Source organism: Vibrio kasasachensis, assembly GCF_050337565.1.
GTDB classification, from domain to species: domain Bacteria; phylum Pseudomonadota; class Gammaproteobacteria; order Enterobacterales; family Vibrionaceae; genus Vibrio; species Vibrio kasasachensis.
In genome coordinates this window covers 332,516-352,672 of the sequence record NZ_JAKJTB010000011.1, presented here as the reverse complement: position 1 = coordinate 352,672, position 20,157 = coordinate 332,516, and the positions used below count along the sequence as shown (strand labels likewise).

Genomic DNA, 20,157 nt, shown 5'->3' with positions numbered 1-20,157 from the left:
TCTTTTTTTATCAAACATTTAGCTATACGCGAACATATTTAAAAAACCAATATATGCTAACAATTAGTCTCACTAATAAGACGCACAATAAATAGAACTCTTCCTAAATTTGAGCGAACTGACTGTTCAATACTTCTCTGTATAGAATCTTCTTTTTTATCAGTCACAAGCGAGTAATCCTCAAAAAAAACATATGCACTCATGAAAAATAACCTTACAACCAAGGTGGCAAGAGTGATATTCCTGAACTAATTAAAAGAGGGGCCAAAGAAAAAAAGGACGATAAAATGGCAAAACCTCTACTCTACTCGCTTCCACTTCTGTTACTTGCTCAGCCACTTTTTGCAGAAACGCAAGACCCTGCAACTGATGCAAAAAGAGCACAAACAGTCGCCGATGTTATTGACAGACCAGGTGTATTAACTCCAGCGGGTCAATTTGGTGTAGAAGCATCACTCAATTACTCACAGAACTCATCCAATAAAGTCAGCATTGTGGGTTATACCGTATTGCCCGCACTTGTAATTGGACTTATCGAGGTGAGTGATTCAGACCGAACAACCATTACTGCAGGCTTTACTGGTCGCTATGGCTTAACCAATGCAACAGAACTGGAAGTGCGGATACCCTTTGTGTATCGAAATGACCAAATTTCAGCACGTCCAATCAGTAGTGGCGCATCAGATGAAACCATCAACAAGGATTTGGATGGCGGTGGTATCGGTGATGTTGAGCTCGCTATCAGGCATCAATTTAACTTCGAAACCGCCCCCTACTGGATAGGTAGCTTGCGAGTTAAATCTGATACGGGTAAATCACCTTATGAGATTGATGTTGACCCACTTACAAACGTGTTGAACAAGGCGCCGACAGGTTCTGGCTTTTGGAGCGTTGAACCCGGTGTATCAATGATTTACCCTACCGACCCAGCAGTTTTGTTCGCCAGTCTTTCTTATATTTATAATTTTGAAAACGATTTTGATATAAGCGGTGAAAATGCAAAAATCGATTTAGGTGATACTATTTCTCTAGGTGCAGGCTTAGGTTTCGCCATCAATCGGGATCTGTCGCTTTCTATTGGTCTAAGCCATCAAACTATCCTCAAAAGTAAGGTTAATGGAAGGACAGATGATGAGGCGAAGTTGCTGCAACTTGATTCTCTAACCTTTGGTATTAACTATGCACTTTCACCTACTACCGCTCTAAACATCAGTGCACAAGCAGGGTTAACCGAAGATACTCCTGACTTCCAACTAAACGTTCGTATCCCATTTAGCTTCTAACTTCTAGTATACCCAAGGAACTTGAAGATGCAGGTAGGCGGCAAGTAAGAAAGTCCCCTGAGCATAGGTGAACTATGTGATGGGGCGCACGAACACAGCCAACACCGCTGCAACTTCAAGTATGACGGGTATTGAGCTTGCGTAGCTGTGCCAGCGGTTATCGAATCGCTGGCACATGTCATATTGAGGGGTTATGTTTAAGGATTAGTTAAAGTTAAATTGAAGCGATTGCTGAAGTTTATTGCTTCTCTCCAAACGTCTTAAAGTACCATTCACTTGAGCATCAATGTTGATCATTGTTTCAAAGCCAATGACAGTATCATCCAACGAATTTTGAATAACACGGTTGATTGCCGTTTGAGTAATGCTTGGTAAGGGTACCGTTATTTGACTTACATTGATCTGAGGTTGCGTTGTCTCAGGGGTTTGAACCAGAGTACTGTTTGGTAGAGAGACTGAGTTCCCTCCCCCTACCTGAACAATTGTAGTCGTCGGTTCTACTACCTCAGGCTGGGTCGCAACTAATCGTCCATTTTGAAAAAACAGATTGGCTATGCGGTTATTAAACAGCGTTTCACCATTGATTGAGGTTGCTATATCTAGCCCAATATTGACCATGAAGTCATCACCTAAAAAACCAGCTCGATAGCTCGATAGTTCTTGGTTCTCAAGTGGCTTAAGACTATCTAGCTGATAAGAGGCGTACGCCGGAGCGGTTAAGCACGCGCATACAGCGCTTATCACCCATGTTTGTCTGAACATGTCTAATACTCCCCACGTTCGGGTAGTGTTGTACTAAATACCCCCAAAGAGTCCCGTACTACACCAGATTCAACAGGAGAGGGGGCATATAGTGAGTAATTGTCGTCAGATACGTAGCTGTTTCTGGCAACTTTTACGTGGCTACGAATCAAAAGTACAATGCCTGAATAGTACTGCTCAAATTCAGCAAACTTCATCTGAATGGTTCCCCGAGAAGGGTCGCCTAATATAACTGAGTGACTATTCATCCCTTTGATAACCACGAAGTGCATATAGCCATCAAAGTTAACTAATGTAATGCCGGGTACGCCCAATTGCTGCATTTTTGCCAATGGTACTTTAAACCCATCCGCTTTGAAGCCTTGTGTTTCCAAATACTCTTTCATATCGAGCAGCGAGAAGCCGCTTTTTTTGATCTTTTCTTGGTCACCAAGATCGTACATAACTTTGAAAATAGTATCTTCGTTTGCTGGGTGTTCATAGTGGTAGGTAAGCAAAGACGCAACAGCCGCCGAGCCACAGCTAAAATCATATTGCTGGCGGATAACATCTCCGAACAATACTTCTATATAGCTTTTAACCGGAACGTTGAACGCACCTCGGCTAGGCATGTAAGTTAATGCATTAGAGGATGCTGATATAATCAGCATCCACATTGCTAAGATTCGCAAAAAAACCATATCATTTTAGTGTCAGGTTAACGACTGTAGAGTTTTGAATCAGTACATTGTTACCCGTGTTTTGTATCACATTGGTAACACCAGAAGTGGAGGCTAATGCACCAGCGCCAATATGGTTGTTACCGTTTATGGTATTGGTAGCAACATTGCCTTGGCTTAAACCATTCACTTCCGAAGATGCGGAAATACTATCGAGATCGATATTATATTGGTCACCTTCAATTATATACTGACCACCTCGTGAGCTATCCATGGAATCCATAGATAGCTCATAGTCGTCTGCCAGCACCAGATCTTCAGCATAAGCATTAACAACGAGTAAGCTGCTTATTACTATTAGTGCTAAGCGCATGACATTCTCCAGAGTTAGTTAGTTTGCACAGTCGCGTTGGTAACAACAGATTGTTGAACCATTGAGTTTGCACCTGCAGATTGACCAACAGTCGTAATACCAGCGGCATTATTGAAGCCTTTCATAGTGTTAGTGTTATTCACTTTCACACCCGCACCAGCGCATTTATTGCAACCTCTGTGGTGGTAACCCGAACTTGCTGATTCACCATATTTAACAGATGTATTTGAAATATGACCGTCTAGATCAGACTTAGCCAAAACCATATCAACTTCGAAGCTTAAATTATGACTAGCATCGAGCATGTTGTTACTGTTTCTCCAAGTATTATCATCGTTACCGTTATTAGAAGTAAATTGGTTGTCATCATTACCGTCATTAGACTTTTTGATCACAACAAAAGTGTTATCATCATTACCATTGTTGGTATCGATATCATTATCATCATTACCGTTATTGGTTGTGATATCGTTATTATCATGACCAGGACCATTACCAAGATCATTGTTGCTCAATACATCAATATCCGTATCAGTACCACCACCGCCGTGACCACCACCGTAACCACCGCCACCAGCCAATACCGCACCGCTCATCATCATTGCTGCCATTGCAATCGCAATACCTGTTTTTTTAAGATTCATAACATTCACTCCGTTGTGTATCCGTGTCTGAATTAGTTTTTAATGCTCTTTAAACGCCCTTGAGCAACTCGATTATAGGTAGGCATCCAGAAGCACAAGTCTCAAAATTGAGACAAGCTTTAGGAAACAGATTGAGGTTTGAAAAATGAACATAAACACAAGATATTTATCTTGCTATTAAACATGCAGTTACAGATGAAATAAGGCGTTTAGATGAGTAAAGTATGAAGCTCATATCGGTATTCGTATTACATAAAGCTCCATCCTTTATGGAGCCTAAACCAGACTTTTTCACGCAGCAAAAAACTGCAAAAAATATCTAAGATATAAAAATAACTATAACTCAAGAGATTAGTTAAATAGTAATGAAACTATGTTTAGCACACTCTGTAACAAACTAAACCAAATGCTTAGGCTTTATTGATATTTAAGTAAGTAAATCTTATGAAATGGCTAACTAAACCGTAAATCTTGAATATACTTTACGTGTTCTATGCTCGAACCTCGTTCAGTTATGGGCTGAGATACTATGTGTAATTACTCTCGGAGGCAGTGGTAATGTCGAATGAACACGTCGTGATTTTGTCTGAAAAAACATTGCAAACAAGTTTGATGGAACAGCAACTTACTCAAAATCTCGACATTCATCTCGACGTTGTTTCAGTATTACAATCTGAAAAATCTACCATTGCTCTGGTATTAGTCGATTTTGAGCAGTTGCAGCCAATGATCGCCAGTAATACTTTACCTAATTTCGACCTTCTCAAGCTTGATATTTTGATTTACAACATGCCACCGGAGTCAACCCAATGCGAATTTGCCTACTGGCAATCTCTCAGAGGAATATTATTGAATAGTGCCCCTATCGAACATCTCTACAAGAGCGTTAGATACATACTAAATGGGGGATTATGGCTACCAAGAAAATGCTTAGAAAATTTGGTGATGCTAAGAAGGAACCCAAATCTTGAAAGATGTCAGTTGTACAAAACGCTCACATCAAGAGAAAGGCAGATACTGGATCATGTCGCATCAGGAGAATCAAATAAACAAATCGCAAACTCACTCTATCTTTCCGAAAGTACAGTAAAGTCACATGTTTACAAGATATTCAAAAAGCTTGATGTGCATAAACGCAAAGATGCAATGCACATAACCAAAGCTATGCATAACAATAACTCGCCGTCAGAATAATTTGCTCTTTGCAGGGGAAATCAGCAGTTCTTTAGAAGATTAGGGGTGAAACAAAGCGATAACACCATTGCCTCGCTCTGCATCAGTAACCGATAGATTTAGAATTTCTTAGGAGCAAAACCCGTCATTGCGTCTAGGCGCAATTGCTTACCTATTTTTGTCATTGGATGAACAATGACTAAGCCTTTGACTGATTTTTTCAGTTTGCCTAGATCCGCTTGCTCTTCTTTGGTGATTTCACGTGAAAATGGCATATCTTGCAGAGTACGACGCTCTTTGTTGTCGCTGTAATCTTGCTTACCACGTAGTGAATTTAATTTCTTCGAGAGTGTATCTACATCATTAGTAAACTTAGTAATCATGCTTTGATCACCACGACCTTTAGCTGCCTCAAGTTTGTGCTGTGCAGCATCAAGACGGTTGTGAAGTTGTTGAAGTTCCTGCTTTAGGCTCATAGCGATTTGTCTCTCTCGAATATTGAAGGGCGGCGAGTGTACCACACCCAATTGTACCACCCTAATTATAATCTAACGCCCTATTTTTGAGCTAGTTTGTCACCTCGCAAACACAACATTCAATATACTCAAGAAACTTGAAGGTGCAGGTAGACGGCAAGTAAGAAAGTCCCCTGAGCATAGGTGAACTATGTGATTGGGCCGCACGAACACAGCCAACACCGCTGCAACTTCAAGTATGACGGGTATAGATGTTGTTCCTCAGCTAAACTGGCATGGTTAGATATCGCAAATTATATTCTTGTTAGATAAAGAAGGCCAGACTATGAATAAGTGTTTGCTTGCATTTAAGCAGGTCATCGTCGCTTGGTGTTTGTTCGGTGTGTTCTCCGTCAGTGCCGCTGTACACGTTACCTACCTACCTGCAGATTCAAAAAATGATGCTCACGCAAAGCAGGCTATCGTTGATAGTGAAATCAATTCGCTGATCATCGAACTTGCTAAAGAGCATTTTCCATTCAAAAACAATCTCACTATTCAATATGGCGGCGAAGAAGGACCCTTGTATGATCCTGAAATCCACACGGTGCTCATACCCTACAGCTTCTATACCGAAGCTTTTAATTACTTTAAGAAAAACAACTATGAAGACAAATTCAGTCGCACTGCTGAATTAGGAGCGATCGATACAATTCTGCACACGCTACTTCATGAGACCGGACATGCGTATATAGAAGATCAAGCCATCCCTGTATTAGGTAAAGAGGAAGATGCCGTCGATAATTTCGCAGCCATAATCATGATTGAGTATGTCGACAATGGCGATGACTCGACCATTAGTGCCGCAGATATGTTCGCGTTTGAATCTCAAGACAGACCTGATTATTACCAAGCGGATGAATACATTGATGAACACAGCTTTGATTTGCAACGCTACTTTTCAACACTTTGCTTGGTTTATGGTAGCAACCCTGAAAAATACGCCGAGTTACTCGATGAAATTGAACCAGAACAACTAATCGAACGAAAAGAATTTTGCGTGTATCACTTTCAAACCATTAGTAAAAATTGGCATCACTATTTAACAAGTGAAAATGCATCATATTTTTAACAAAGCACTTTCTGTGATACTTGTTTTATTTAAACACCACTCATAGCCAAGCCCTACAACAAAAGGTTTCTTAAGATAAAATTTAAAGTTTAAGCCTTAAGCTTCACAGTTCTCTGCCGATAAAACACTTAACATAATAGAAAAGATAACAATACATATGCGCAATGTATGTACTGAGTAGAATAACTAACCGCAGAGAGTAATATGAGCCTAACTATAAAAACTCGTCTTTATATATTGTCATTTGTACCTTTGCTTTTGATTGCTATTGGAGTAATGGGGGTCTCTTATGTGAAGACGACCAAGCTAACTACTCAGCAAGTAGAAGTCACAAGCAGTACGATGATGTTACAGAAAAAATCTGAACTAAAAACTTACGTGCAGATGGCAAAATCAGCCGTACAACCCTTTCTTGATCGTGGGGCATCTCTAGAAGAAGCACTTCCTACGCTAAGAGAACTAGAATATGGCGACAATGGCTATATCTTCGGTTATGACTCTAAAGGTATTCGTATTGTCATCGGAAAAAACACGAAAGGTATTGGTGAGAACTTCTTTGGCTTGCAAGATAAACAAGGCAATTACATTATTCGTGAACTTATTGCCAATGCCAAAACAGGTGACTACACCACTTACTACTTTCCAAAACCCGGTGAGACCAAAGCCCTACCGAAACTCAGCTACTCTGTCTACATTCCTGAGTGGGATTTAATGCTAGGTACCGGATTTTATACCGATGATGTTGATGCCGTCATCGCCGACATGCATACCAATGCCAACAAAGCCTTAGAAAACACATTGATAGCAATTGCAGTTTTCTGCTTTGCCATTTCACTAATTGTTGCAATGTTCGCCATCACGGTTAACCGTTCAATAATGAAGCCGTTGGAACAGTTTGATCTATCCATTCAGTCCTTTGCTGATGGTGATGCCGATTTAACCGCACGCATGGAGCCATTCAAAGCGCCTGAATACGCGCGACTAAGTAGAAACTTCAACACTTTTGTTGAAAGCCTACAAAATATTATTAGCAACGTCAGTAGTGTTGGACAACAAGTGGTCTCGGAGACCAGCAATATGTCAAGCCGCGCTGCACAAGTCGATGAATTGGCGACTGGTCAACGTGAAGAGACAGAGCAAGTGGCAACCGCGATGACGGAAATGACCACCACCGCACAAGAAATATCCAACAACGCATGCCAAGCAGCGGACTCGGCGAAGGAAGCTGATGACAATGCACTTGAAGCACAGCAGATCGTTAACTCTGCTGCCAACTCCGTAGGCGCGCTGGCTGACGAAGTACAAAAAGCAACTGATGTTATCTCCCGCTTAGAAGGTGATGTGCAAAATATTTCATCTTCACTTGAGGTGATTCAAGACATCGCAGAGCAAACCAATCTATTGGCGCTTAATGCCGCGATTGAAGCCGCACGCGCTGGTGAACAGGGTCGTGGTTTTGCGGTTGTTGCAGATGAAGTTCGTAAATTGGCTAGCCGTACCCAAGAAAGTACTGGTGAAATTCATCAAATGATTCAGCAGTTGAAATCAGCCTCAGATGATGCAGTAAAAGCAATGGAAAGCAGTCAGTCCCGCAGCTCTGATACTGTAAATGAGGCCAATGCAGCCGCGGAAGCACTGATTAAAATCCAACACTCGATTGCCACTATCATGGATATGAACTCATTGATTGCAACAGCAACGGAAGAACAAAGCTTAGTTGGACAGGAAATATCTCAACGAATCGTGATAATTTCCGATCAAAGTTCTCAATCTGCCGCATTGGCCAACGAGAACCGCTCTGGTAGCCAAGAGTTAAATAGCCGAGCGAATGAGCTGTATACCTTGGTCAATCGCTTTACAGTGTAAAATGTATAGGGAATGGAGCTATATCGCCAACGGCATACTGCTTCAATCCAAATAAAAAAAGTGACCGATGGTCACTTTTTTTATTTTTGAGAACAACTACTCCTGTTGCACCAAGTTGTAGTTCTGCGCCATTTCACCTTGCACTTTATTACCGTCAACATCGAGCATCATTAATACATTTTCACCGACAAAAAATTGTTGCGAATCATCTTGTTTAGACAGCATCACCGTATCGCCTTTGCTGTTCCAAATATACTCTCCGGTGGATTTGTATTCGCCTTCTTTGCCTTTACCCAAATAATTTTGCTCATAAACATAAGTACCATCAAAATTCAGTGTTAATGACGTAGCAATGCCTGAACAATCTGCGCATGGCAACGTTCCCATGTAGAGACCTTCCCAATCTAATGAGTTGCGGGCACTATGCTCCAAACGTTGTTGATCTGACTCTTGCGGGGTATCAACTCGCACCTCAGTGCTACTTGCCGCTGAAATAGTTGCCACCGCTTGAGACTCAACCGTTTCTATACCTTCTGTAATTTTAACAGTTTCACTCTCCGTTACCTGTTCAGGTGGTGTTTGAGAAAGAGGTTTATCTGGTGCTTCATCCTGGCAACCCGCTAATACGAATACGGTACTGGTGAGTATTAATAGCGTTTTATTCATCTTCATTCCTTAGTCAACTAATCAGATATTGTTTCTCAATATTAGAATCGTTTTGGACTTTTACGTCAGAATAAACACAAGTTACTGATCTGCACTTGTCAGGAAACTTAAAACGAGTGAAATATTTGTCTTTAATTAATAGGTAATTAGCGGCTCGAACTCTGCTACTCATTTCGACTTTAGCTACTGAAACAAAAAAACCAACAGTCGCTCAGTGTCATAACTGTTGGTTCTCTCTAATTCAAACACGAGGTTTTCGTTTATTTACACCATGCTTGGGTCAGGTTCTAACCCCATCAACTGACGACCGAGAATCTGTGCACATACATCATAATCAGTGTACGCATGTGCACCTGTCATATGTGAATCTCGGAATAAACGCTGCCCTTCGTTATCACTAAACCAAGCCATACCACCCATAGCTTCAAACAATCGGTCCACCGCTGCAATACACATCTTCACAGCGTAGGCTTGATTGGTGCGCCAATTAGTTAATGTCTCTGCATTCGGGTACTCTTTACGCTCACCATGCTCTTTGTGGTCTTGCCAAGTCTTCTCTAGCAAGGCACGCGCTGCCGCAACTTGGTGGGCAGACTCAGCTAAACGCATTAATGCTGGTGTTGAAACTCCCACATTCGCCCCCGTATAGGCACGTACACGATTTCTCTGCTTCTCTTTGAAAACTTCTAACATGCGCTCAGCAATACCTAAACTAATGGCAGCAAAGCCACACGCGAAGTATGGGCGATAAGGTGTATAGAAAATATCACTCCCAGGGTACAGATCAAAACCGGCAGAATGCCCTTCCATCATACCTTTTGCGGTTTCTATGCGGTGTTCTGGAATAAAGATATCTCTCAACTCCAGAGTCTTAGTACCGCTTGATTTCATCCCAGCAGAATGCCAATCATCAATTATTTTATATTCATGACGCGGCACAACACCGAAGCAGTAGACTTTATTACCCTCGTTATCAAAACGGTTGAAACCAAGAATCGACCAATCTGCATGGTCACAACCACTACTCCAACGCATGTCACCATTAAAAATCACACCACCTTCGGTTTCTTCTGTTTTACCAAATGGGGCAATACTGCTGCTGGCGGTTGCCTCTGGGTTAGTCCCCCAAAATTCTTCTTGAGCTTGTTTTGAGAACATCGCCATCTGGTGGCTATGCGTTGCTAACAGACTTGCGCCCCAAGCAGTACCGCCACATGCACCAGCCAACGCAGCAACACAATCCGTAAACTCAGGTAATGAAATTTCTAATCCACCGTAAGCTTTAGGCTGAAAGGCACGGAAAAAGCCAATTTCACGCAGCAAGCGGATGTTTTCTTCTGGTGGTGTTCGGTCTTGTTCTGCCTGTGCAGCGTTGCTGGCAATTATTGGCAATAGAGGCTGTAGCTTTTCAAGTAGAGGATTATGTTGTTTCATCATCGATTCCTTTTGACGGTAAGCCCTGTTGTAGTTTTCTAATTGGGCGATGAACTCATTATTACCACTCTGCTCTTAGTGTTAAATGGATGTTACTTACATTCACTTGCACTTTTCATGGGTATAGCTAATATGTTAACTATAATTTAGTTAGATCATTGTTGAGATGCTTATCGTCATGGAGGAAATGTTCTAATGGAAGCGGCTCCCATTCCCAACTTAGATATCGGTAAGGTCTATGACTCTCGCTATGACAATAGTGAGTTCCACATTGAAAGGTTAGATAGTTTAGCGCTGTTTTTTGGGCGCAACATGCCCACCCACTACCATGACCGTTACTACCAAATTCATTGTATTTTAGAAGGCACAACCCACGTATTACTGGATGAAGCACACTACTTTAAAACCGGTACGACGCTATTTTTCACCCCACCGACAGTCCCTCATTCCTTTGTTACTGATGATCATGCCAATGGCTTTGTGATCACAGCGAGCCAGCCGTTAGTTTGGCGTTTACTGGATATAGAAATAGGGCGTAATGACGTTGCATCAACCGCGCTACAACCGTTTTGTACTCAGCTAGATAAAGGCTCGCCATTGATTAGTCAGCTAGAAATGTTAGTTAGCGAGCAACACAACCCACAGTTTATGAGTGACGTCGCCAGCCAAGCATTGCTACAGCTCGCGTTAATCGAAGTGCTACGCCATGCCAACACTCAACCGGTTACTGCAGCATTTCGCAATAATGATGTCCACGTATTCAACCGTTTTAACCAACTGATTGAAGCCCATTACAAGCAACATTTAACCCTACCGGAATACGCAAAAACGTTAGGGCTAACCACAGCAAGGCTGAATGATATCTGTCGAAGAATCAGTGGATTATCGTCAAAAAGACTCGTAGCCGAGCGGGTAATGCAAGAGACACGACGTTTGTTACTACTCACCTCGATGCCGGTTTCAAAAGTGGCGTATGAATTGGGCTATCACGACCCAGCCTACTTCGCTCGATTCTTTAAAAAACAAACTGGCGAAACCGCTTCAGAATTTCGTGAGCGTAAAAAAAGAGACAGCTAATGCTGTCTCTAGATTAAGGGAAATACGCCAGCAAAGGCGCGTCTATTGGTCAAGACCACCCATAAACATGTACTTCATCTCTAGGTACTCTTCCATGCCATGACGCGAGCCCTCGCGACCTAGCCCTGACTCTTTAACACCACCAAAAGGCGCAGCCGCGGTTGAAATCAGCCCTTCATTAATTCCGACCATCCCCACTTCAAGTGCATCGCCAACACGCCAAGCTCGGCCAAGTGAACGAGTATAGAGATAAGCCGCCAAACCTGATTCGGTATCATTCGCACGCTCAATCACTTCGGCTTCATCATAAAAACGGAACAGCGGTGCCAACGGACCAAAGGTCTCTTCTTGTGCCACCAGCATGTCATCGGTCATTTGCGTTAAAACGAATGGGTCAACAAACAGCCCACCATCCTTAGCAAAAGCACCACATAAAACCTCAGCCCCCTTAGCGACGGCATCTTCAACATGCGCTTGCACTTTTGCTACCGCACCCGCGTTGATAAGCGGTCCAATTACAACATTGTCAGCAAAGCCGTCACCAACTTTCAGTGCTTTAACCTTTTGCGCCAGTTTTTGCGCAAACTGATCATAAACAGCGTCATGAACAAATAAGCGATTAGCACACACGCAGGTTTGCCCAGCATTACGGAATTTAGCAATCATTGCGCCTTCAACAGCGGCATCAATATCCGCATCGTCAAAGACAATAAATGGTGCATTGCCGCCCAGCTCCAGCGCCATTTTTTTGATCGTCGATGCCGACTGATTCATCAAAATTTTACCGACATTGGTAGAGCCAGTAAAAGAGACTTTGCGCACCCGTTTATCTGCGGTAAACACACCACCAATGGCAATAGCGTCACCAGTTACCACATTAAACAAGCCTTTCGGTAACCCAGCATCTTCTGCCAATTTGGCTAACGCTAAGGCAGTAAATGGAGTCTCCGGCGCAGGTTTTAACACCATCGCACAACCCGCCGCAAAGGCAGGGGCACATTTACGGGTGATCATTGCCGCAGGAAAGTTCCAAGGCGTAATCGCCGCTACCACACCAATTGGCTCTTTAGTCACTACGATTTTGCCATTGGGTCTATGGCTAGGGATCATCTCGCCGTAAGCACGGCGAGCTTCTTCGCTATACCACTGCACAAAACTGGCGGCATAAGCAATTTCACCTTTGGCTTCAGAAAATGGCTTACCTTGCTCAAGGGTTAAAATAGTGGCTAAATCATCGCTATGCTCAACCATAAGCTCATACCATTTGCGTAGAACATTGGCACGATGATCAGCCGTGGTCAGCTTCCACTCGCTAAAGGCTTTATGTGCTGCATCCACGCACTGCTCGGCTTCATTTTGCCCCATAGTGGGCACATGACCAATAACTTCACCATTCGATGGGTTAGTGATTGCTTCTACTTCACCACCCGTTAGCCATTGCCCATTGATGTAGCATTGCTGTTGAAACAATGCAGGATACTTTAGCTGCATACTTTACTCCGTAACTTCAAAAACCACGTTAACTTGCCCAGTACCTGAGCTTGGGAAGTATTCAGTTACCACGGTACTTTCACCTTGGTATTCATCCCAACCTAACGCACCGAACAGCATTGCAGTATCGTGCATGCCACCTTCCCCAGAACACAGCGCAGCATAATCTGGCAACATCTCAAGGAACGTTTTGTAATCACGATTTTTCCACAGTTCAAGCACTCGCAAATCAACCTGACGGTTAAACTCTTTCGAAATAGTGAAGGTGCCATTGTTGGCTTCATACTCGTCATTATCCCAAATACGGTGCGATAATGACCCTGATGCCAACAACATTACACGGCTATCGCTCTGCTCTACCGCTTCGCGGATCGCTTTGCCAAGAATACGAGATGATTCGATACTATGAACTGTACACCAAGCGGCTACCGATACTACTTTGAAGTGCTTATCTTCATTCATAAATCGCATCGGTACCAAGGTGCCATATTCAAGATCAAGAGAATCTACTTGATGTGAGAGAGTAAATACTCCCTTCTCAGTGGCTTTTTCTGCAATCAAATCACCTACAGCGCGATTACCCGTGTATTGGTATTCTAAATTTTGAATAAAATGTGGGAATTCATGGCTGGTGTATTTCCCGGTAAACGCATCGTTTGAGTTAACGTGGTAACCGGCATTAACCAGCCAATGAGTGTCCAATACGATAATCGTATCAACATCCATTTCTTTCGCCATCTTGGCGATTTCCTTGTGCCCATCAATCGCGGCTTGTCGGCAGCCAAACAAACGCCCAGGCTGCTGCGACATGATCATGGTCGGGACATGCGTAATTTTCGCTGCGATACAAAGTTTACCCATTTTCATTTCCTTTTGAGTTCTGCATTCTTATTTTGTGTTGCTTCCTAGAGGCTAATTTTGTCCTTGAAGCTATGTTATTGCTTGAATGCATGGTTATTGGTTAGTAATTACTCACTTTGCTTGCAAAGATTGAATCAGTGGCTAAATATCATCAGTGTTAAGGTTGTCACTAAGCTTACGGTTAACATGGCAATTATCGTGGTCGGCAACAAAACCGCAGCGCACATTGCGCCAAGATCGTATTTTTGACCTATCACCGCATACACACCAAACATCGGCATACTGGCTAAAATCACCGCCACCGCGCTCATGGTTGGGTCCAGTTCAAACCAGCCCAGCATCAGCAATAAAACCATCAGCGGGTGCAGCAATAATTTAGACAGCATCACCAAGCTAATTTCTTGCCGCATACCAGATAACTTAACCCCAACCAATCCGCCACCAATGGTAAACAGCGCTACACCAGTGACTGTGCTAGCCAGCATATCGATAATACGCGTTGCGGTATCGGGGGTGGTGATACCCAAACCAGAACAAGCCATCCCCAGCACTATCGACAATACAATCGGATTTTTGGTTAAGTTACGTAGTGTCTCAGTCAACTTGGCCCAGACATTAATGTGGGTTTGACGATTTGAGACATCCGCTAGCGTTAGCAATAGCGGAAGCATGATCAAGTTCTCCACCACCAATGTCAGTGAAAATGGGATCAAGGCTTTGTTGCCAAATAGAAAGTAAATGATTGGAAATCCAATCAGTAAACTGTTGGAAAAACTGCCACCCAGACCTAAAATCGTCGCATGCGCGGCGGTTTTTTTCAGCTTCAGCATCGCATAGAGCGCCACCAGCGCAAAGGCGAGCAGAGAGCCCAAGGTATACGCGATCACGTAATCCGCATGCCAAATTTCATTGAGAGATTTACTGCTCAGTGCACTAAAAATGGCTGCTGGCAGACCAAAATTAAACACAAACGCCGCCAGAGCTTTATGTCCATTTTGCGGGATGATTTGACGCTTAAACGCAAGGTAGCCAACACCAATCACCACAAATACTGGCAATATGGTCATGACGACATAGCTAAGCTGATCAACCGACATCCGCGTTCCTCTTATGAGCGAAAAATAACATCACAAATACTGCTATGAACCCGACGCTTGTTGCGCCAGCTTTTGATGAATATTATTTTTCTTAAAATTCAATTGCGGATGAAGCTCGATCATCTCAAAGCCAATACTTAGATAGTGTTTTTCAAACGTTGGCTTGAGAAATTCACAATAGACATCAAATACCCGTTGCGCAGCTTGTTTGAGCGTATCCATATCCCGCCCCACACCGACTTTAGCGGTCAGGTGAATAAAGCGGTTATCCGGATCTTCATCAGCGACTAGATAGTAATCACACTTGACTGCGCGAGTACGAATCCCCCCTTTAGGGAACACGCCAGTGGCGATCGCTTCGCGATGGATCACTTGCATCAATGCTGGAATGTCTACGTCAGGCTCGACGTTAGGTGAGTATTCCATAATAAAATGTGGCATGGTTTGGCTCCTTTTCGGGCTCAAGACTAACAGCCCGAATTGTTCCTCTACCCGTATCGTAACGAATAGATATCAACGTGATTGTCTAACTCTATTACTTACCGAGGCTCGGGACTTGGTGAATGTCATGAGCAATACAAACGTTCTTCGTTTCCATATAGAAATCAAAGCTCCAATCACCACCATCACGGCCAACACCCGACATTTTCACCCCACCAAACGGCGAAGGTAGGTTACGGTTATTTTCGGAGTTCACCCATATCATTCCCGCTTCCACTTTGGTTGCCATGCGCATTGCACGCCCAGTATTTGAAGTCCAAATGTAACCAGATAAGCCATACTCTGTATCGTTAGCGATTTCTAGCGCCTCTTCTTCACTGTCAAAGCCAATACAAGTCAGCACAGGGCCAAAGATCTCTTCACGAGCTACGCGCATGGTGTTATCTGCGTCAGTAAACAGGGTTGGCGTTAGGTAGTTACCATTACCTTTCTCAGGCAATGCTCTACCACCAACGGCGATGGTCGCGCCATCTTCTTGTGCCGCAGTCATGTAGCTCAATACCTTGTTGTAGTGAGATTGATGGACCAGCGGGCCCACTTCCGTCTCAGGATCCAATGGATGACCAACTTGCAGAGATTCAACACGCTGCTTTAACGCTTCGATAAATTTAGGCTTGATACCGTTTTGGATCAGCAAACGGCTTGAGCTAGTACAACGCTGACCATTTAAGCTGTAAATCATAAACACCACTGCATCTAACGCGCGCTCAAAGTCCGCATCATCAAATACGATTACTGGGTTTTTACCGCCCAGTTCAAAGTGAACACGTTTCAGAGTCGGTGCGCCTTGCGCTTGGATCATTGAACCAGTCACCGTCTCGCCAACAAATGCGACCGCTTTAATCGCTTTGTGCTCGGTCAGTGCTTTACCTGCCACTTCGCCAAAACCATTGACCATGTTCCATACGCCATTAGGCAGCCCTGCTTCTTCAGCACATTCCGCCAAAATAGCCGCAGTTAATGGGCTAAATTCAGCGGGTTTGTGCACCACGGTACAGCCCGCAGCCAAAGCAGGAGCAATCTTCCATGTTGAAAGCATGAAGGGTGTATTCCATGGTGTGATAACCCCAACCGGACCAATTGGGGTACGAATGGTGTAGTTAGTGTGTGTATCTTGATGCAGTGACAAGCCATTTTTCGCTTCTGGTGACTTATCAGCAAAAAAACGGAAGTTCGCCGCACCACGGATCGCAGCTTGACGCATAAAACGCAGTGGCTGACCACAATCCATCGACTCAACTAACGCAATTTCTTCTGCACGCGCTTCAATCTTATCCGCTAATTTATGCAGGATTTTTTTACGCTCAGCACCTGAAATGTCAGCCCAAGCTTGGAAAGCGTTTTGCGCCGCATTACAAGCAACATCAACGTCTGCCACTGAGGCTTTGACCACTTTACCCAGCGAGGTATTGTCGGTTGGAGTGAGGTTATCAAATGTGTCACCTTGTGAGCCAAGCGTCCACTCACCATTAATAAAGTGACCTAAAGTGTTATCGCGAAAGCGTGCCAAATACTGCTCTGCGGTTTTTTGATTAAGTTCTAACTGTTGAGCCATGATCATTTCCTTCTAATGCTTAGCGACGCGCGTAAAATTCATTTTCTGATAACACTGGGTTTTCCAAGCTACCAATGCCTTCAATTGAGCAGCGAACTACATCACCCGGGTGAATGTCTTTCAGCCCTTTTGGTGTGCCTGTCGCGATCAAATCACCCGGTTTAAGCGTCATGAAACTGCTGAGGTACTCAATCAAAAATGGCACATCAAAAATCATGTCAGAGGTATTGCCTTCTTGAGTTAGCTCGCCATTCACATGAGTGGTCAGCTTGAGGTTATCGAGTTCTTTAATATCAGCGGTATCGACAATCCAAGGACCCAAAGGGCATAGTGAATCTCGGCTTTTCACGCGTAGATTTGGGCGATAGTAGTTCTCTAAGTAGTCGCGAATCGCGTAGTCATTACAGATGGTAAAACCGTCGACATACTCAAGGGCTTGTTCACGTTTGATATTCTTAGCTTCTTTGCCAATCACCGCCACCAGCTCGCATTCATAGTGCATAAACTCAATATCATTCGGGCGGTAAGAAGGCTGCTGATGAGCGGTTAAAGTATTACTACCTTTTAGGAAAACCAGTGGCTCTTTGGGTGGCTCAAACGCCAGCTCTGAAGCATGATCCGCATAGTTCAAACCCAAAGCGAAAATGGTGCCTGGGTTTTCGATTGGAGATAGCCAAGTAAATTGCCCTTGAGGGATCTCTTGATTATCTTGTGTTAGCGCATTGCCACCATCGTTAATAACAACGGACAACACATCTCCCATGTATTCAATACGTGCGCGTTTCATGCAGTTGCTCCTTCAACGTTATTGTGCAGTTTGATTGATTCACCCAATTGAGAGCGAACTTCATCACCCTGTGATAGCGGGGTACGTTCCCCAGCAAAACCGATCGCAATCACATCGCCTTGTTCTAAGGTCATAATGTGTGAAATGCTTTCGATAAGTTGCTCGGCAGAGCGTTGAAGGTTTGCTAATGGCAGAGATTGCGCTAGTCGGTCATTAACAAACGTTTGTAAGGTTTGTTGCTGCAATTGACCAATATCAGACACCATCACCGCGTCACTGAGCGTGGCAGAGTTATCAAGGCACTTACCTTTGATATCTGGGCGGTAGTAGCTGTTCTCAGGTAGCGAAAAGTCGTGTAGTAGCGCGATACCCGCCACATAGTCCATTGCGCTTGCTGCATTGACGCGGCAGCACTGTTTACCCATCACTAAGGCAACACTGGCACCGACAACAAGTTCATCATCTGTTGGATAGGCGATAGCAGCCTGAGTATGGTTCCAAGTATTGTGCGGCTTGAAATAGAGTACCGGTTGAGTTGGCATCGCTTTATATGGTGCCTGTTCAAAAGTAGACTGCATCGCGTCAAGTTGCTGCGAATCATTCAGTGCTACGCACACCACTTTTCCTTGTAGTTGTGTATTCATTTTTACTCTCTACTTATCAGTAGTTAATTGAATTTAATAAACGTTATCAACGAATTTCGCTGGCTCGGCTTGCGGTTGTTTTAGCTGGTTGGCTAACGACTCCGCCCCGGCTCTAAGCAGCAAGGTATCCACTCCGGCACCTATAAATTTCACCCCACGCTTGGCGTACTGCTGCGCTTGTTGCGGATCCAAACTTAAAATGCCGGCCGCTTTACCTGATGCTTGAATGACATCAATCGCGTGATCGATCGCTGCGACCACTTCTGGATGAGAAGGATTACCGATATGCCCCATTGAACCAGACAGATCCGATGGACCAATAAAAATGCCATCAATGCCTTCAACAGAGGCTATTTGCTCGATGTTTTCAATGGCTTGTTTGGTTTCAACTTGCACCAATACGCACACCTCTTCATTGGCACGCTGTAGATATTGCGGAATTCGGTTCCACTGTGATGCGCGCGCTAAAGCAGCACCGATACCACGTTGACCAATCGGTGGATAAAACGCCGCTTGTACCGCCAATTCAGCTTCTTGCTGGGTGTTGATCATCGGCAGCAACAAAGTTTGGGCACCGATATCCAATAGGCGTTTAATTAAGGTCGGATTCGCTTCTTCAGCTCGTACAATAGGCGAAGCCGAATGGGCAGCGAGCGCTTGAAGATGAAGCTTAATACTGGTGAGATCAAACGAGGCATGCTCGCCATCAATAAGCACCCAGTCAAAACCGGCACTACCGCAGATTTCTGCGCAGCTGGTATCGGGCAGCCCTAACCACAGTCCCCAAAGCGGCGCGGGTTGGTTGAGCTGTTGTTTGAATTGATTGATTGGTAGCATCATTTTCCCCTAGACGAAATTAACCGAAACGCCACCCAGTGGCCCAAAATCAGCGTGAATCGTATCGCCTGCTTTCACCGCGACAGGGCGAGTAAAGGAGCCTGCAAGGATCACCTGCCCCGGCTCTAAAGAAACACCATGCGGGGCAAAGCGTTTACATACCCAGCAAATCCCGTTGGCAGGGTGCCCTAATACGCCCGCCGCTAAACCCGTCTCTTCAATTTGACCGTTGAGGTAGAGCATCGCCCCAGCCCAACGCAGATCCATTTCGGTCGGTTTGATTGGGCGGCCCCCAAGAATGATGCCGCCATTCGCCGCGTTATCGGCAATGGTGTCATACACTTTGCGTGTATAACCGGTCGTTGGGTCAGTACGGTGACAACGCGCCGCAATCAACTCTAGCGCAGGGATAACGTAATCTGTTGCGTTAAGTACATCAAAAATAGTGACATTGTCACCTTCCAGTTTGTCTTTTAGTACAAACGCCAGTTCGACTTCAATTCTTGGGTCAAGAAAGTCATCCGCTTTGATCTGGGCGCCATCTGGAAAAAACATCTCATCAAGTAACACGCCATAGTCTGGCTGATCAATATTGACTGCCATTTGCATCGCTCGCGAAGTTAACCCTATCTTGTAACCTTTTACTTCAGCACCTTCGCTAACTTTACGCCCTACCCACTCACTCTGAATGTTATATGCGTCATCCATGGTCATTTCTGGAAATTCCAGAGTTAAAGCGGAGATTTGCTCGCGCTGTTTCTCTGCGTGGTACAGCCTTTCAGCGGCATTCTGCAACTGTTCCTTTGTTAGCATTATGTATTCCTTTTGTTTTGTACCGACATGACGCGAGCTATTTTTGC

At 44.1% G+C, this 20,157-nt stretch carries 21 protein-coding genes; 5 read left to right on the top strand and 16 right to left on the bottom strand.

Annotated features, from left to right (window positions below; genetic code table 11):
• The first annotated feature begins 287 nt into the window (after positions 1 to 287).
• Complete coding sequence (locus L4C38_RS08515; RefSeq protein ID WP_428797108.1) at positions 288 to 1,283, top strand: transporter; 996 nt, start codon at positions 288 to 290, stop codon at positions 1,281 to 1,283.
• A gap of 204 nt (positions 1,284 to 1,487) precedes the next feature.
• On the opposite strand, the gene L4C38_RS08510 is transcribed toward L4C38_RS08515, so the two are convergent.
• Genes L4C38_RS08510 through L4C38_RS08495 form a run of 4 tightly spaced genes read right to left on the bottom strand, consistent with a single transcriptional unit; the run spans position 1,488 to position 3,721 of the window.
• A complete protein-coding gene (locus tag L4C38_RS08510; protein ID WP_428797107.1) occupies positions 1,488 to 2,045 on the bottom strand; it encodes a hypothetical protein in 558 nt (185 codons plus the stop codon).
• Between the two features lie 2 nt (positions 2,046 to 2,047).
• Complete coding sequence (locus tag L4C38_RS08505) at positions 2,048 to 2,695, bottom strand: C39 family peptidase (protein ID WP_428797176.1); 648 nt, start codon at positions 2,693 to 2,695, stop codon at positions 2,048 to 2,050.
• Positions 2,696 to 2,726: 31 nt separating this feature from the next.
• Positions 2,727 to 3,077 carry a carbon storage regulator gene (locus tag L4C38_RS08500; RefSeq protein WP_428797106.1) on the bottom strand — a complete coding sequence of 117 codons (351 nt, stop codon included), beginning with the start codon at positions 3,075 to 3,077 and terminating at the stop codon, positions 2,727 to 2,729.
• A 14-nt stretch (positions 3,078 to 3,091) separates the two neighbouring features.
• Positions 3,092 to 3,721, bottom strand: a complete 630-nt coding sequence (locus L4C38_RS08495; RefSeq protein WP_428797105.1) for a hypothetical protein — start codon at positions 3,719 to 3,721, stop codon at positions 3,092 to 3,094.
• Between the two features lie 558 nt (positions 3,722 to 4,279).
• Between L4C38_RS08495 and L4C38_RS08490 the strand changes: the two genes are divergently transcribed.
• Positions 4,280 to 4,915 carry a helix-turn-helix transcriptional regulator gene (locus L4C38_RS08490; protein ID WP_428797104.1) on the top strand — a complete coding sequence of 212 codons (636 nt, stop codon included), beginning with the start codon at positions 4,280 to 4,282 and terminating at the stop codon, positions 4,913 to 4,915.
• A 98-nt stretch (positions 4,916 to 5,013) separates the two neighbouring features.
• Here L4C38_RS08490 and L4C38_RS08485 read toward each other — a convergent pair whose 3' ends face one another.
• On the bottom strand, positions 5,014 to 5,370 hold the full coding sequence (locus L4C38_RS08485; RefSeq protein ID WP_428797103.1) for a YibL family ribosome-associated protein: 357 nt from the start codon (positions 5,368 to 5,370) through the stop codon (positions 5,014 to 5,016).
• Between the two features lie 325 nt (positions 5,371 to 5,695).
• Here L4C38_RS08485 and L4C38_RS08480 point away from each other — a divergent pair, with 325 nt between their 5' ends.
• Entirely contained in the window at positions 5,696 to 6,481 is a 786-nt protein-coding gene (locus L4C38_RS08480) for a DUF4344 domain-containing metallopeptidase (protein ID WP_428797102.1), read from the top strand.
• Between the two features lie 204 nt (positions 6,482 to 6,685).
• Positions 6,686 to 8,347, top strand: coding sequence for a methyl-accepting chemotaxis protein (locus L4C38_RS08475; RefSeq protein WP_428797101.1), 1,662 nt, complete (start codon positions 6,686 to 6,688; stop codon positions 8,345 to 8,347).
• Positions 8,348 to 8,443: 96 nt separating this feature from the next.
• Here the strand turns inward: L4C38_RS08475 and L4C38_RS08470 are convergent, their stop codons facing one another.
• Both L4C38_RS08470 and L4C38_RS08465 read right to left on the bottom strand, forming a co-directional pair.
• On the bottom strand, positions 8,444 to 9,013 hold the full coding sequence (locus L4C38_RS08470) for a copper resistance protein NlpE (protein ID WP_428797100.1): 570 nt from the start codon (positions 9,011 to 9,013) through the stop codon (positions 8,444 to 8,446).
• A 264-nt stretch (positions 9,014 to 9,277) separates the two neighbouring features.
• The gene (locus L4C38_RS08465; protein ID WP_428797099.1) at positions 9,278 to 10,450 is read right to left on the bottom strand and encodes a p-hydroxyphenylacetate 3-hydroxylase oxygenase component; all 1,173 of its coding nucleotides are present in this window, start codon (positions 10,448 to 10,450) and stop codon (positions 9,278 to 9,280) included.
• A gap of 192 nt (positions 10,451 to 10,642) precedes the next feature.
• On the opposite strand from L4C38_RS08465, the gene hpaA reads away from it, so the two are divergent.
• Positions 10,643 to 11,524 (top strand): 4-hydroxyphenylacetate catabolism regulatory protein HpaA, encoded by an 882-nt coding sequence (hpaA, locus tag L4C38_RS08460; protein WP_428797098.1) that lies wholly within the window; start codon positions 10,643 to 10,645, stop codon positions 11,522 to 11,524.
• A 42-nt stretch (positions 11,525 to 11,566) separates the two neighbouring features.
• On the opposite strand, the gene L4C38_RS08455 is transcribed toward hpaA, so the two are convergent.
• From L4C38_RS08455 to hpaH, 9 genes are all read right to left on the bottom strand, one after another.
• A complete protein-coding gene (locus L4C38_RS08455; RefSeq protein ID WP_428797097.1) occupies positions 11,567 to 13,015 on the bottom strand; it encodes an NAD-dependent succinate-semialdehyde dehydrogenase in 1,449 nt (482 codons plus the stop codon).
• Between the two features lie 3 nt (positions 13,016 to 13,018).
• On the bottom strand, positions 13,019 to 13,876 hold the full coding sequence (hpaD, locus tag L4C38_RS08450; RefSeq protein ID WP_428797096.1) for a 3,4-dihydroxyphenylacetate 2,3-dioxygenase: 858 nt from the start codon (positions 13,874 to 13,876) through the stop codon (positions 13,019 to 13,021).
• 134 nt (positions 13,877 to 14,010) lie between these two features.
• Positions 14,011 to 14,973: an AEC family transporter gene (locus tag L4C38_RS08445; RefSeq protein WP_428797095.1), complete on the bottom strand. Its 963-nt coding sequence runs from the start codon at positions 14,971 to 14,973 to the stop codon at positions 14,011 to 14,013.
• Between the two features lie 42 nt (positions 14,974 to 15,015).
• Complete coding sequence (locus L4C38_RS08440; RefSeq protein ID WP_428797094.1) at positions 15,016 to 15,414, bottom strand: 5-carboxymethyl-2-hydroxymuconate Delta-isomerase; 399 nt, start codon at positions 15,412 to 15,414, stop codon at positions 15,016 to 15,018.
• 94 nt (positions 15,415 to 15,508) lie between these two features.
• Complete coding sequence (hpaE, locus tag L4C38_RS08435; RefSeq protein ID WP_428797093.1) at positions 15,509 to 17,029, bottom strand: 5-carboxymethyl-2-hydroxymuconate semialdehyde dehydrogenase; 1,521 nt, start codon at positions 17,027 to 17,029, stop codon at positions 15,509 to 15,511.
• A 19-nt stretch (positions 17,030 to 17,048) separates the two neighbouring features.
• A complete protein-coding gene (locus L4C38_RS08430) occupies positions 17,049 to 17,816 on the bottom strand; it encodes a fumarylacetoacetate hydrolase family protein (RefSeq protein ID WP_428797092.1) in 768 nt (255 codons plus the stop codon).
• A complete protein-coding gene (locus tag L4C38_RS08425) occupies positions 17,813 to 18,460 on the bottom strand; it encodes a fumarylacetoacetate hydrolase family protein (protein WP_428797091.1) in 648 nt (215 codons plus the stop codon). Before L4C38_RS08425 ends, L4C38_RS08430 begins: the two co-directional genes overlap by 4 nt.
• Before the next feature lie 33 nt (positions 18,461 to 18,493).
• On the bottom strand, positions 18,494 to 19,297 hold the full coding sequence (hpaI, locus tag L4C38_RS08420) for a 4-hydroxy-2-oxoheptanedioate aldolase (protein WP_428797090.1): 804 nt from the start codon (positions 19,295 to 19,297) through the stop codon (positions 18,494 to 18,496).
• A gap of 9 nt (positions 19,298 to 19,306) precedes the next feature.
• A complete protein-coding gene (gene hpaH, locus L4C38_RS08415; protein ID WP_428797089.1) occupies positions 19,307 to 20,110 on the bottom strand; it encodes a 2-oxo-hept-4-ene-1,7-dioate hydratase in 804 nt (267 codons plus the stop codon).
• Between the last annotated feature and the right edge of the window lie 47 nt (positions 20,111 to 20,157).

What these genes read in the sequence shown, in the direction of transcription:
- L4C38_RS08465 (WP_428797099.1), bottom strand. Translation starts at nt 10,450, where the DNA reads ATGATGAAACAACATAATCCTCTACTTGAAAAGCTACAGCCTCTATTG.
- L4C38_RS08425 (WP_428797091.1), bottom strand. Translation starts at nt 18,460, where the DNA reads ATGAATACACAACTACAAGGAAAAGTGGTGTGCGTAGCACTGAATGAT.
- hpaH (WP_428797089.1), bottom strand. Translation starts at nt 20,110, where the DNA reads ATGCTAACAAAGGAACAGTTGCAGAATGCCGCTGAAAGGCTGTACCAC.
- L4C38_RS08455 (WP_428797097.1), bottom strand. Translation starts at nt 13,015, where the DNA reads ATGCAGCTAAAGTATCCTGCATTGTTTCAACAGCAATGCTACATCAAT.
- L4C38_RS08500 (WP_428797106.1), bottom strand. Translation starts at nt 3,077, where the DNA reads ATGCGCTTAGCACTAATAGTAATAAGCAGCTTACTCGTTGTTAATGCT.
- L4C38_RS08490 (WP_428797104.1), top strand. Translation starts at nt 4,280, where the DNA reads ATGTCGAATGAACACGTCGTGATTTTGTCTGAAAAAACATTGCAAACA.
- L4C38_RS08485 (WP_428797103.1), bottom strand. Translation starts at nt 5,370, where the DNA reads ATGAGCCTAAAGCAGGAACTTCAACAACTTCACAACCGTCTTGATGCT.
- L4C38_RS08495 (WP_428797105.1), bottom strand. Translation starts at nt 3,721, where the DNA reads ATGAATCTTAAAAAAACAGGTATTGCGATTGCAATGGCAGCAATGATG.
- L4C38_RS08505 (WP_428797176.1), bottom strand. Translation starts at nt 2,695, where the DNA reads ATGCTGATTATATCAGCATCCTCTAATGCATTAACTTACATGCCTAGC.
- hpaI (WP_428797090.1), bottom strand. Translation starts at nt 19,297, where the DNA reads ATGCTACCAATCAATCAATTCAAACAACAGCTCAACCAACCCGCGCCG.
- L4C38_RS08430 (WP_428797092.1), bottom strand. Translation starts at nt 17,816, where the DNA reads ATGAAACGCGCACGTATTGAATACATGGGAGATGTGTTGTCCGTTGTT.
- L4C38_RS08480 (WP_428797102.1), top strand. Translation starts at nt 5,696, where the DNA reads ATGAATAAGTGTTTGCTTGCATTTAAGCAGGTCATCGTCGCTTGGTGT.
- hpaD (WP_428797096.1), bottom strand. Translation starts at nt 13,876, where the DNA reads ATGGGTAAACTTTGTATCGCAGCGAAAATTACGCATGTCCCGACCATG.
- L4C38_RS08445 (WP_428797095.1), bottom strand. Translation starts at nt 14,973, where the DNA reads ATGTCGGTTGATCAGCTTAGCTATGTCGTCATGACCATATTGCCAGTA.
- L4C38_RS08475 (WP_428797101.1), top strand. Translation starts at nt 6,686, where the DNA reads ATGAGCCTAACTATAAAAACTCGTCTTTATATATTGTCATTTGTACCT.
- L4C38_RS08470 (WP_428797100.1), bottom strand. Translation starts at nt 9,013, where the DNA reads ATGAATAAAACGCTATTAATACTCACCAGTACCGTATTCGTATTAGCG.
- L4C38_RS08440 (WP_428797094.1), bottom strand. Translation starts at nt 15,414, where the DNA reads ATGCCACATTTTATTATGGAATACTCACCTAACGTCGAGCCTGACGTA.
- L4C38_RS08515 (WP_428797108.1), top strand. Translation starts at nt 288, where the DNA reads ATGGCAAAACCTCTACTCTACTCGCTTCCACTTCTGTTACTTGCTCAG.
- L4C38_RS08510 (WP_428797107.1), bottom strand. Translation starts at nt 2,045, where the DNA reads ATGTTCAGACAAACATGGGTGATAAGCGCTGTATGCGCGTGCTTAACC.
- hpaE (WP_428797093.1), bottom strand. Translation starts at nt 17,029, where the DNA reads ATGGCTCAACAGTTAGAACTTAATCAAAAAACCGCAGAGCAGTATTTG.
- hpaA (WP_428797098.1), top strand. Translation starts at nt 10,643, where the DNA reads ATGGAAGCGGCTCCCATTCCCAACTTAGATATCGGTAAGGTCTATGAC.